The organism is Streptomyces glaucus (assembly GCF_039533365.1).
Lineage (GTDB): Bacteria > Actinomycetota > Actinomycetes > Streptomycetales > Streptomycetaceae > Streptomyces > Streptomyces glaucus.
Genome location: NZ_BAAATK010000064.1, coordinates 18,688 through 30,511, shown reverse-complemented (window position 1 = coordinate 30,511; position 11,824 = coordinate 18,688). Strand labels below are relative to the sequence as shown.

Genomic DNA, 11,824 nt, shown 5'->3' with positions numbered 1-11,824 from the left:
TCCGGGGAGGGGGGTGCCCCGGACGCCCCGGCAGGCGCACAGCGGGCGCACCGGCCCCGACGCCGCGCGGCCGGGTGCGCCCGCCTTCCCGCGGGGCGGCCGTCGCCGCCCGCCGGCGGGCCGGGGCGAGCCCGTCGCTCGGCCCACGGCGCGTGAACCGCGCGACGATCCCGGGCCGCGCCGGGAACCGGGTGAGCCGGACGGGTGATCCACCCGCCGCGCCCCTCGTGTGACGAACAGGTGCGGACGACGACCGGTCGGACACGGGCTGAAGTCCAATGGTTACCTCGTGTTTTCGACCCCATCGAGCAAGGCCCCGCTCATTTGGTTAATCTGGGGTGGACGGACAGCGACACGGGGGCCCACCCACACCCACGGTCCGTCATGGGACAAGCCGCTCCACAACGGCCTGCGCTCACCCGAGTTGCCGGCGCCACCGCGTCCGAACTGCATTTCAACCGATACCCGAGCGGGGCACCAGGTGAGGGAAGCAGACCGGCCGGCGTGCCCCGAGGGTGACCGACACATGAGGAGTGCGCGGTGACACCGGAGAAGACGAATCGCGATCAGCGCCCCAAGGAACGCACGGAGCGTGCGGGCCGCCGGCCGGACGAGCTCGGCAGCCTCGAGGTGTGGGCCAGGTCCGCCCCGATCCGCCTGGCGGGCTACGAGGACGACCTCGCCGAGCCCCACATCCTGCCCAGCGTGGACTGACCCCGGCAGGCCGCATCGCGATCGCCGGTGCATGGGCGTGCGAGACTCACGCCCATGCCGATCAGGGAAGCAACAGCCGACGACTGGCCGCGCATCTGGCCGTTCTGGCACCGCATCGTCGCCGCCGGCGAGACCTACACCTGGGACCCGGACACCACCGAGGAGCAGGCCCGGACCCTGTGGATGAACCCGGCCAAACGCGTGTACGTCGCCGAGGACGCCGCCGGCGCCGTCGTCGCCTCCGCCTATCTCACCCCGAACTACGGCGGCCCCGCGGCCCGGATCGCCAACGCCGGCTTCATGGTCGACCCCGACCACGCCGGCCGGGGCGTCGGCCGTGCCCTCGCCGAGCACCTGCTGGCGGCGGCGAAGGGCCAGGGATACCGGGCCATGGTGTTCAACGCCGTCGTGGAGACCAACCCGGCCGTGCGACTGTGGACCTCGCTCGGCTTCACGATCCTGGGCACCGTACCGGACGCGTTCGAGCACCCGCGGCACGGGCCGGTGGGGCTGCACATCATGTACAAGGCGCTCTAGCCGGGCCCCGGCCCGGCGCTGGAAGCGGCCGAGGTTCTCCTCCGGGCGCGCGCTCACCGGCGCGGACGAACACCGCCGCGGCGCCGGCACCGCGCCGACGGCGCCCCCGGTACGGCCGAGGCGGAGGCCCGCGGCGTCGGCGGGGCCGTTCCGCGCCGTCCCCCCCGGCCACGGCACCGGCATCCGCACGGTGCGTGCTCCGGCCGGGCGGCCGGCTCCCCGGCGCTCCCCTTCCCCCGGCGGCCCGCGTCCCGCGCCGGGCACGGTTCGAGGCGCGCGCCGTGGGGGAGCTTCACACCACGCCGGGCCCCGTGACCCGTGCCGCGCCCGGTGACCGCCGAACCCGTCCCCCCAGCCACGGAGCGCCCGTATGCATGACGACCGCAGCCTGGTCGAAGCCCGCCTGAGGCGCGTCCTCGACGAACGCGTCCGTCCCGCCGTGTACCCCGAGTCCGTGCCGCTGGAGGTGGCGGTGTGGCACGCGCCCGGCGAGCCCGTGCCGGTCGCCGAGGGCCTGGCCGCCGAGCCGGAGCCCGTCGCGGTGGGCACCCGCTGGGGCGCCCCCTGGGGCACCAGCTGGTTCCGGGTCACCGGGACCGTCCCCGAGGCGTGGGCCGGCCGGACCGTCGAGGCGGTCCTCGACCTCGGCTTCGACGAGGACCTGCCCGGCTTCCAGTGCGAGGGCCTGGTCTACCGGCCCGACGGCACCCCCGTGAAGGGCCTCAACCCGCGCAACCAGTGGGTGCGCGTCGGCGCGCCTGTCCGGGGCGGCGAACGGGTGCGGCTGCACATCGAGGCCGCCTCCAACCCCGTCATCCTCGGCCACCGCCTCTTCCGGCCCACCCGGCTCGGCGACCAGGAGACCGCGGGCGGCGAACCGCAGTACACCCTCACCCGGATGGACCTCGCCGTCCTCGACGAGACGGTGTGGCAACTGGTGATCGACCTGGAGGTGCTGGGCGAGCTGATGGCCGAGCTGCCCGTGGAGTCGGCCCGGCGCTGGGAGATCCTGCGGGCCGTGGAGCGGGCCCTGGACGCCCTGGACCTGCAGGACGTGAACGGCACGGCGGCCCGCGCCCGGTCCCGCCTCGCCGGCGTCCTCGCCGCGCCCGCCGCGCCGTCCGCGCACCGCGTCAGCGCCGTCGGCCACGCGCACATCGACTCGGCGTGGCTGTGGCCGCTGCGCGAGACCGTGCGCAAGGTGGCCCGTACCGCCTCCAGCATGACCGCGCTCCTCGACGACGAGCCCGACTTCGTCTTCGCCATGTCGCAGGCCCAGCAGTGGGCGTGGGTGAAGGAGCACCGGCCCGAGGTGTGGGCGCGGGTGAAGAAGGCGGTGGCGGACGGACGGTTCGTGCCGGCCGGCGGCATGTGGGTGGAGTCGGACACCAACATGCCGGGCTCGGAGGCGATGGCCCGGCAGTTCGTGCACGGCAAGCGGTTCTTCCTCGACGAGTTCGGCGTCGAGAACGACGAGGCGTGGCTGCCGGACACCTTCGGCTTCGCCGCCGGGCTGCCGCAGATCATCCGGGCGGCGGGCTCCAAGTACCTGCTGACGCAGAAGCTCTCCTGGTCGCGGACGAACGCGTTCCCCCACCACACCTTCCACTGGGAGGGCATCGACGGCAGCCGGGTCTTCACGCACTTCCCGCCGGTCGACACCTACACCTGCGCCATGACGGGCGGCGAGATCGCCCACGCCGCCCGCACCTTCAGGGAGAAGGGGGCCGCCCGCCACTCCCTGGCCCCGACCGGCTGGGGCGACGGCGGGGGCGGCACCACCCGCGAGATGGTCGCCAAGGCGGCCCGGCTGCGCGATCTGGAGGGCTCGCCGACGGTGGTGTGGGAGACCCCGGCGCAGTTCTTCGCGAAGGCGGAGGCGGAGTACGCCGACCCGCCGGTGTGGGTGGGCGAGCTGTACCTCGAACTGCACCGCGCCACCTTCACCAGCCAGGCCCGGACCAAACAGGGCAACCGGCGCAGCGAGCACCTGCTGCGCGAGGCCGAGCTGTGGGCCGCCACCGCGGCCGTGCGCACCGGGTTCCCCTACCCGTACCAGGAACTGGACCGGATCTGGAAGACGGTGCTGCTGCACCAGTTCCACGACATCCTGCCCGGCTCGTCCATCGCCTGGGTGCACCGGGAGGCGCGGGCGACGTACGCCCGGCTGGCCGGGGAGCTCGACGGCCTCATCGGCGCGGCGCAGCGGGCGCTGGCGGGACGGGGCACGCGGGAGGTGGTCTTCAACGCGGCACCGCACGACCGGGGCGGGATCCCCGCGGGCGGCGCGGGCACCCCGGCGCCGGCCGCCGCCGGCGCCACGACGCTCACCGCGCGGGACGGCGGCGGCCACGTCCTCGACAACGGCCTGCTGCGGGTCGGGATCGACGCCCGCGGCCTGGTCGTCTCCGTGTACGACATCGGGGCCGGCCGCGAGACGATCGCCCCCGGCCGGGCCGCGAACCTCCTCCAGCTCCACCCCGACCTGCCGAACATGTGGGACGCCTGGGACGTCGACGCGTTCTACCGCAACACGGTCACCGACCTGACCGGCGCCGACGAGGTCGCCCCCGCCGGGGACGGCCCCTCGGTGCGGATCGTCCGGTCCTTCGGCGCCTCCCGCGTCACCCAGGTGCTGTCGCTGCCGCCGGGGGAGCGGCGGCTGGAGCTGGACACCGAGGTCGACTGGCACGAGACGGAGAAGTTCCTCAAGCTGGCCTTCCCGCTCGACGTGCACGCCGACCGGTACGCGTCGGAGACCCAGTTCGGGCACGTCTTCCGCCCCACGCACACCAACACCAGCTGGGAGGCGGCCAGGTTCGAGGCGTGCCACCACCGCTTCGTCCACCTGGAGGAACCCGGCTGGGGCGTGGCGGTCGTCAACGACTCCACGTACGGCCACGACGTGACCCGCACGGTGCGCACCGACGGCGACGGCGGCACGACCACCACCGTCCGCGTCTCCCTGCTGCGCGCGCCGCGCTTCCCCGACCCCGAAACCGACCAGGGCGTGCACCGCTTCCGGCACGCGCTGGTGCCCGGCGCGGGCATCGGCGACGCGGTGCGCGAGGGCTGGCGGATCAACCTGCCGGAGCGGCGGCTGACCGGGGCCGGGGAGGTGGCGCCGCTGGTGACGGCCGACCGGGACGCCGTGGTGATCACCGCCGTGAAGCTGGCCGACGACGGCGGCGGCGACGTGGTGGTCCGCTTCCACGAGGCCCACGGCGGCCGGGTCCGCGCCACCCTCACGGCCGGTTTCGAGGTCGCCGGGGTCACCGTCACCGACCTGCTGGAACGCCCGCTCCCGGACGCCCCGGCACCCGAGGCGGACGGAGACCGGATCACGGTGCGCCTGCGTCCGTTCCAGCTGATGACGCTGCGGCTGCGGCGGGGGTGACGGCGCGCCGCCGTGCGGGACCCGGTGGGGACCGGCTCCCGCACGGCGGCGGCCGGGCGCAGAACGGCCCCGGCGTGCTCCAGGTCGTGTGGCCGAAGGCGTCGTCGCCGGCGATCGGGACGGTGAGGTCGCCGGCCATCAGGCCGTACCGGGCCGCGCCGCGCTCCCGGCCGGGCCGGGCGCGGCACCGGCCGGGAGCGCGGCGGTCAGTCGCGCCAGGGCGCTGCGTACGCTCCGCGGGGGAAACCCCTCGTGCACCGGGTGCGCTCTCACCTGAACAGCGGCGGGGGCACGCCGGCCCCCCCCCGGCGGACCGTCGTCCGGCGAACGCTTCGACTCTCACGAATGGAACGTCTCCGTCGCGCCGGACGGGACCTCCAGCCGGTCGCGCAGCCACTGCTCCACTCCTCCCACGTGCGCGGCCGCCGCCGCGCGGGCCGCCTCCGGGTCGCGGGCGGCCAGGGCGCGGTGGATGGCGGCGTGCTCGCGGCGGGTGCGGGCGAAGGCGTCCTCCTCCTGGCGGCCGCGCCGGACGCGGGCGCGGAAGGTGCGGGAGGACAGGCTCTCCAGGAGCGCGGCCATCGTCTCGTTGCCGGCGGCGGCCGCGATCTCCCGGTGGAAGGCCAGGTCGTGGGCGAGAATCTCCTCCGGGTCGTCGGTGGCGTCCATCGCCGTCAGATGCCGTTCGACCTCGGCCAGCCGCTCCGGGGTGATCCGGGCGGCGGCCAGCGCCGCCGCCGCCGACTCCAGCACCCGGCGCACCTCCAGCAGCTCCGCCAGGCGCGGGCCCGGGGACAGGCCGGCCACGACGCCGAAGGTCTCCAGCAGGTCCCCGGCCCGCAGCCGCGTGACGTAGACGCCCGAGCCGTGCCGGGCCTCCAGCACGCCCAGCGCGGTCAGCGCGCGGATCGCCTCGCGCATCGAGCTGCGGGAGATGCCGAGCCGGGCGGCCAGGTCGCGCTCGGTGGGCAGCCGCTGGCCCGGCTCCAGCAGCCCTTCGGCGATCATCGCCTTGATCCGCTCGATCGCCCGCTGCGTCACGGTGCCCTTCCGCGGGGCCGTCTCCTCCACGCCGCTCCTCCAACTCCCCGGGTTCGGCGCAGTCTAGCGAGGGGAGTGGTCGGACCAGTGGCGTCCGCGCGGCGGAAAAAACCCGTCCGGAGGGTGTTCCGGTGAGGAGTGGTCTGATAAATATGCGAGCGTCTGCCCGACCACGCCCTTCGAGGAGCCGCCAGATGCCCGGCAGAACGGCCCGCGTCACCGCGGTGGACACCTACGACATCCGGTTCCCCACCTCCCGCGGACTCGACGGCTCCGACGCGATGAACCCGGACCCCGACTACTCGGCCGCGTACGTCGTCCTGCGCACCGACGCCGAGGGCGGGCCGGAGGGGCACGGCTTCGCCTTCACCATCGGGCGGGGCAACGAGGTCCAGGTCGCCGCGATCCACGCGCTGCGCCACCACGTGGTGGGACGCTCCGTCGAGGAGGTGTGCGCCGACCCCGGAACGCTCTACCGGGACCTGGTCGGCGACAGCCAGCTGCGCTGGCTCGGGCCCGAGAAGGGCGTGCTGCACATGGCGATCGGCGCGGTCGTCAACGCCGTGTGGGACCTGGCGGCCAAACGGGCGGGCAAGCCCCTGTGGCGGCTGCTCGCCGAGGCCGAGCCCGAGTGGCTGGTCGGCCAGGTCGACTTCCGCCACCTCACCGACGCCCTCACCCCCGGCGAGGCGCTGGACCTCCTGCGCCGGGGGCGGCGGGGCGCCGCCGAGCGCACGGCCCGGCTCCTGGAGGGCGGCTACCCCGCCTACACCACGTCCCCCGGCTGGCTCGGCTACGACGACGACAAGCTCACGCGGCTCGCCGCCCGGGCCGTCGCCGACGGCTTCCGGCAGATCAAGCTGAAGGTGGGCGCCGACCTCGACGACGACGTCCGGCGCTGCCGCGTCGCCCGGTCGGCCGTCGGCCCGGACGTCCGCATGGCCGTCGACGCCAACCAGCGCTGGGACGTCGCCGAGGCGATCCGCTGGACCAGGGCGCTGGCCGAGTTCGGCCCGTACTGGGTCGAGGAGCCCACCAGCCCCGACGACGTGCTCGGCCACGCGGCGATCCGCCGGGCCGTGGCGCCGGTCAAGGTGGCCACCGGCGAGCACGTCCCCAACCGGATCGTCTTCAAACAGCTCCTCCAGGCCGACGCCGTCGACATCGTGCAGATCGACGCGGCCCGCGTCGGCGGCGTCAACGAGAACCTCGCCGTCCTGCTGCTCGCGGCCCGGTACGGCGTGCCGGTCTGCCCGCACGCGGGCGGCGTCGGACTGTGCGAACTGGTCCAGCACCTGTCGATGTTCGACTACGTGGCCCTCTCCGGCACCACCGAGGACCGCGTCATCGAGTACGTCGACCACCTGCACGAGCACTTCCTCGACCCGGTGGTGATCCGCGAGGGCCACTACACGGCACCCACCGCGCCGGGCTTCTCGGCGGCCATGCGGCCCGAGTCGATCGCCCGCTACACCTACCCCGGCGGCGCCTTCTGGGCCGCCGACCCCGGCGGGACGAGGAACACGGCGGAGGACCGGGCACGGGACGGGACGAGGGAACGGGACGGGACGGCGAGCGAGACGGCGAAGGGGCGGGCGGTATGAACGACTTCGAAGGCCTCAGGGCCCTGGTGACGGGCGGCGCCTCCGGCATCGGCCGGGCCACCGCGGAACTGCTGGCCGAGCGGGGCGCGGCGGTCGCCGTCCTCGACCTGGACCCGTCGTCCGTCGGCGAGCCCCTCCTCGCCCACCGCGCCGACGTCGCCGACGACGCCTCCGTGCGCGCGGCCGTGGCGGCCGCCGTCGCCGGCCTCGGCGGTCTCGACGTGCTGGTGAACAACGCGGGCATCGGCGCCCGGGGCACCGTCGAGGACAACCCCGACGACGAGTGGCACCGCGTCTTCGACGTCAACGTCGTCGGCATGGTCCGCACCGCCCGCGCCTGCCTGCCGCACCTGCGCGCCTCCCGGCACGCGGCCGTCGTCAACACCTGCTCGATCGCCGCCACCGCGGGCCTGCCGCAGCGCGCCCTGTACAGCGCGACCAAGGGGGCCGTGCACGCGCTGACCCTGGCCATGGCCGCCGACCACGTCCGCGAGGGCATCCGCGTCAACTGCGTCAACCCCGGCACCGTCGACACGCCGTGGGTCGGCCGGCTGCTGGACGCCGCCGCCGACCCGGCCGCCGAACGCGCCGCGCTCCAGGCCCGCCAGCCCCTGGGCCGGCTCGTCACCGCCGCCGAGGTCGCGGGTGCCATCGCCTACCTGGCGAGCCCCCTGTCCGGGGCCACCACCGGCACGGCCCTCGCCGTCGACGGCGGCATGCAGGGCCTGCGCCTGCGGCCGGAGGCCGGCCGGTGAACCGGCTCGGCGGGAGCGACGTCGAGGTCACCGGACTGGCCTTCGGCGCCGCCGGCATCGGCAACCTCTACACACCGGTCGGCGAGGAGCAGGCGTACGAGGCGGTGGCCGCCGCCTGGCAGCGGGGCATCCGCTACTTTGACACCGCGCCGCACTACGGCCTCGGCCTGTCCGAGCGCCGCCTCGGCGCGGCCCTGCGCGAACGCCCCCGCGACGCGTACACGGTCTCCACCAAGGTCGGCCGCCGCCTCGAACCTTCGGGAACCGGCGGTGACGACCTCGCGCACGGCTTCGCCGTGCCCGCCACCCACCGCCGCGTGTGGGACTTCAGCGCCGACGGCGTCCGCCGCACCCTGGAGGCCAGCCTGGAGCGGCTGGGCCTGGACCGCGTGGACGTGGTCTACCTCCACGACCCCGACGAGCACGCCGAGGAGGCCTTCCGGGAGGGCTACCCGGCGCTGGAGAAGCTGCGCTCCGAGGGCGTGGTCGGCGCGATCGGCGCGGGCATGAACCAGGCCGGGATGCTCACCCGCTTCGTCCGCGACACCGACGTCGACGTGGTGCTGTGCGCGGGCCGGTACACGCTGCTCGACCAGCGGGCCCTGGCCGAACTGCTGCCGGCGGCGCTGGAGCGCGGCGTCTCCGTCGTCATCGGCGGCGCCTTCAACTCCGGCCTGCTCGCGGACCCGAGACCGGGAGCGACGTACAACTACCAGACCGCCTCCCCCGAGCTGCTGGACCGCGCGTTGCGGCTGAAGGCCGTCGCCGACCGCCACGGCACCACCCTGCGCGCCGCCGCGCTGGCCTTCTGCGCCGCCCACCCGGCCGTCGCGAGCGTCCTGGTCGGCGCCCGGTCGGCGCACGAGGTCCGCGACTGCGCCCACCAGTTCGCGGCCCCCGTGCCCGCCGCCTTCTGGCAGGAGCTGCGCGCCACCGGCCTGCTGCCGCCCGAGGCGCCCGTGCCGGCCGGCCCGCGGGAAGCGCCGTGACCGTCGACGCGCACCACCACGTGTGGGACCTGTCCGTCCGGGACCAGGACTGGATCACCGGGCCCGGACTCCGGCCGCTCCGGCGGAACTTCGGCGTCACCGATCTCGAACCCCTGGCCCGGGCGGCCGGAGTCGACCGCACCGTCCTCGTGCAGACGGTCACCGTGCCCGAGGAGACCCCGGAACTCCTCGCCCTGGCGGCGCAGCACGAGCTGATCGCGGGCGTCGTCGGCTGGACCGACCTCACCCGCCCGGACGTGGCCGAGGAACTGGCCCGGCTCCGCGAACTCCCCGGCGGACGGTACCTGAAGGGCATCCGCCACCAGGTCCAGAACGAGCCCGACCCCGAGTGGCTGCTGCGCGCGGACGTACGGCGCGGACTGGCCGCCGTCGCCGCCGCGGGCCTGGTCTACGACCTGGTGGTGCTGCCGCACCAGCTGCCCGCCTGCGCCGGGGCGGCGGCCGCCCTGCCCGGCCTGGTCTTCGTCCTCGACCACGCGGGCAAACCGCCCGTCGCCTCGGGCGCCCTCGAACCCTGGGCGTCCGGCCTGCGCGCCCTGGCCGCCCTGCCCAACACCATCTGCAAGCTCTCCGGCCTGGTCACCGAGGCCGGTCCCGCCGCCTGGACCGTCGCCGGCCTGCGCCCGTACGCCGACGTCGTCCTGGACGCCTTCGGGCCGGGCCGGCTGATGTTCGGCTCGGACTGGCCGGTGTGCACCCTGGCGGCGACGTACGGGGAGGTCCTCGACGCGGCACGGCGGCTGATCGGCGCACCCGGGCACGGACAGGTCCTCGAGGCCACCGCCACCCGCGTCTACGGCCTGTGAACCGTGCCGGGCGGCCGGGCTCGCGGGCGGCGGATCATGCCGGGCGGCCGGGGCCGTGGCCGGTGGGCCGTCCCGGCCGGGCCCACGGCCGGCGGGCCACCCCGGCCAGCCGCGTCGGCGGCAGATACTCCCGCACATACGTGCGCTCCCAGCACGCGCCCGTCGCCCGCAGCTCCCGCCAGCTCGTGTAGCGGTAGCGGAACAGGCGGGCGCGGACGTAGCGCGGCGGCGCGTCCGGCGGGAACGGCGAGCGGCGCAGCAGCCTGAGCGTGTCGCGGTCGTTCTCCAGCAGCCGTTCCACCAGCGCGCCGAACCACGGCCCGGCGTACGCCGGTGACAGCGCGGCGAACCACATCAGCCAGTCGAGCCGCAGGTGGTACGGGGCGAACTGGCGCGGCCAGCGCCGCGGATCACCGGGCTTGCCCCGGAACTCGTACTCCCGCCAGTCCGCGTCCTCCCGCGGCGACTCGTCGGCGGTGCCCTCGATCACCACCTCGTAGCGGACCCGGCTGACGCTGCCGAACGCGCCGTAGGTGTTGACCAGGTGCAGCGGGTCGAAGGAGCGGTTCATGACCTGGCGGCGGGAGAGCAGGTTGCGCACCGGGCGGTAGCTCAGCCCCAGCAGCAGGGCGCAGACCGCCAGGACCACGCTCTCGTACCAGAGCGGGGCGCCCGGCACCGGCGGCGGATCGGCCGGGAACCGGACGGCCGACAGGGCGAGCACGATGGTGATCCAGTTCAGCCAGGAGAAGTTGCCCGACAGCACCAGCCACAGCTGAGTGACGATCATCAGGGACGCGGCGGCCGTGGCGACCGGCTGCGGGGTGAACAGCAGGAAGGGCACCACGAGCTGGGTGACGTGGTTCGCCGCCACCTCCACCCGGTGCAGGGGCCGCGGCAGGTGGTGGAAGAACCAGCTCAGCGGGCCCGGCATCGGCTGGGTCTCGTGGTGGTGGTCCAGGCAGGTCAGCTTCCGCCAGCACTCGTCGCCGCGCAGCTTGATCAGCCCCGCGCCGAACTCGACCCGGAACAGGATCCAGCGCAGCAGGAACAGCACCACCACCGGCGGCGCCACCTCGTCGTTGCCGAGGAACACCGCCAGGAAGCCGACCTCCAGCAGCAGCGACTCCCAGCCGAACGCGTACCAGGTCTGCCCCACGTTGACGATCGACAGGTACAGCGCCCAGGGCACCAGCCACAGCAGCATGGCGCCCCACAGCGGCAGCAGCGAGTCCAGCCCCGCGACCAGGGCCGCCGACACCGCGCAGCCCGCCCAGGCGCTCCACGCGAAGAAACGGTCGGAGTAGTGCAGCTGGAACAGGCTCGGCGCCCGCCGGAACGGCACCCGTTCCACGAAGCGCGGCACCGGCAGCATGCCGCGCTCCCCGATCAGCGCGCGGAACTGCAGGGCCGCCGTCAGGAACGCGACCAGGTACACGCAGGCCAGCGCCCGCTGGAAGACCAGCCGGCTCAGCCAGTAGTCCGGTGCGGTGAACCATTCCACGGCCGCGCTCCTTCCTCCGTCCGCTCCCCGTCCGCTCCCCGCCCGTGCCGGGCGGCCCGCCCGCCCCCGGTGTCACCGTCCGTGTGCGATCGTTCCGTTTGCGCGCTCCCCGCACGTGAAGCAGACAATAGGGACGAGCAGGCAACAGTGACGAATCGCCCGCCGTGGGGCGGGAGTGCCGAGATGAGGCGGGAGAACGAGGTGCGGACCTCCACCGGAACCTTCGTCACGGCCCGCGCGCTCCCCGCGGCGCGCCGCGCCGTCACCGGGTGCGGCGGTGACGCCGGGGGCCGCGGGAGGGGCCGCGCGGGCGGGCGGCTCCGCCGCCGGCCGGTCGCCTGCCGGGGGCCGGGCCTCTTCACGGACTCCACGGTCATCCCGGCGGCTACCCCGTCCCCGGCCGGCCGAACGCCGCAGGCGCCCCCGCCGGACGCCCCCGGCCTGCCGGACGGCCGG

The 11,824-nt window shown here is 75.2% G+C and carries 9 protein-coding genes; 7 read left to right on the top strand and 2 right to left on the bottom strand.

The window, feature by feature from the left end; genetic code table 11:
- Nucleotides 1-540 precede the first annotated feature (540 nt).
- From ABD363_RS29565 to ABD363_RS29555, 3 genes are all read left to right on the top strand, one after another.
- The gene (locus ABD363_RS29565; protein WP_344609083.1) at nucleotides 541-714 is read left to right on the top strand and encodes a hypothetical protein; all 174 of its coding nucleotides are present in this window, start codon (nucleotides 541-543) and stop codon (nucleotides 712-714) included.
- Nucleotides 715-768: 54 nt separating this feature from the next.
- Nucleotides 769-1,251 carry a GNAT family N-acetyltransferase gene (locus ABD363_RS29560; protein WP_344609081.1) on the top strand — a complete coding sequence of 161 codons (483 nt, stop codon included), beginning with the start codon at nucleotides 769-771 and terminating at the stop codon, nucleotides 1,249-1,251.
- A 370-nt stretch (nucleotides 1,252-1,621) separates the two neighbouring features.
- Nucleotides 1,622-4,648 carry an alpha-mannosidase gene (locus tag ABD363_RS29555; RefSeq protein ID WP_344609079.1) on the top strand — a complete coding sequence of 1,009 codons (3,027 nt, stop codon included), beginning with the start codon at nucleotides 1,622-1,624 and terminating at the stop codon, nucleotides 4,646-4,648.
- Between the two features lie 339 nt (nucleotides 4,649-4,987).
- Here the strand turns inward: ABD363_RS29555 and ABD363_RS29550 are convergent, their stop codons facing one another.
- Complete coding sequence (locus tag ABD363_RS29550) at nucleotides 4,988-5,719, bottom strand: FadR/GntR family transcriptional regulator (RefSeq protein WP_344609077.1); 732 nt, start codon at nucleotides 5,717-5,719, stop codon at nucleotides 4,988-4,990.
- 164 nt (nucleotides 5,720-5,883) lie between these two features.
- Here ABD363_RS29550 and ABD363_RS29545 point away from each other — a divergent pair, with 164 nt between their 5' ends.
- The 4 genes from ABD363_RS29545 to ABD363_RS29530 are packed head-to-tail and all read left to right on the top strand — an operon-like array spanning nucleotide 5,884 to nucleotide 9,864.
- Nucleotides 5,884-7,293, top strand: a complete 1,410-nt coding sequence (locus tag ABD363_RS29545; RefSeq protein WP_344609075.1) for an enolase C-terminal domain-like protein — start codon at nucleotides 5,884-5,886, stop codon at nucleotides 7,291-7,293.
- Complete coding sequence (locus ABD363_RS29540) at nucleotides 7,290-8,048, top strand: SDR family NAD(P)-dependent oxidoreductase (protein ID WP_344609073.1); 759 nt, start codon at nucleotides 7,290-7,292, stop codon at nucleotides 8,046-8,048. Before ABD363_RS29545 ends, ABD363_RS29540 begins: the two co-directional genes overlap by 4 nt.
- Nucleotides 8,045-9,037 carry an aldo/keto reductase gene (locus ABD363_RS29535; protein ID WP_344609071.1) on the top strand — a complete coding sequence of 331 codons (993 nt, stop codon included), beginning with the start codon at nucleotides 8,045-8,047 and terminating at the stop codon, nucleotides 9,035-9,037. Before ABD363_RS29540 ends, ABD363_RS29535 begins: the two co-directional genes overlap by 4 nt.
- On the top strand, nucleotides 9,034-9,864 hold the full coding sequence (locus tag ABD363_RS29530; RefSeq protein WP_344609069.1) for an amidohydrolase family protein: 831 nt from the start codon (nucleotides 9,034-9,036) through the stop codon (nucleotides 9,862-9,864). Before ABD363_RS29535 ends, ABD363_RS29530 begins: the two co-directional genes overlap by 4 nt.
- Before the next feature lie 34 nt (nucleotides 9,865-9,898).
- Here the strand turns inward: ABD363_RS29530 and ABD363_RS29525 are convergent, their stop codons facing one another.
- Nucleotides 9,899-11,368 (bottom strand): lipase maturation factor family protein, encoded by a 1,470-nt coding sequence (locus ABD363_RS29525; RefSeq protein WP_344609067.1) that lies wholly within the window; start codon nucleotides 11,366-11,368, stop codon nucleotides 9,899-9,901.
- Nucleotides 11,369-11,824 lie beyond the last annotated feature (456 nt).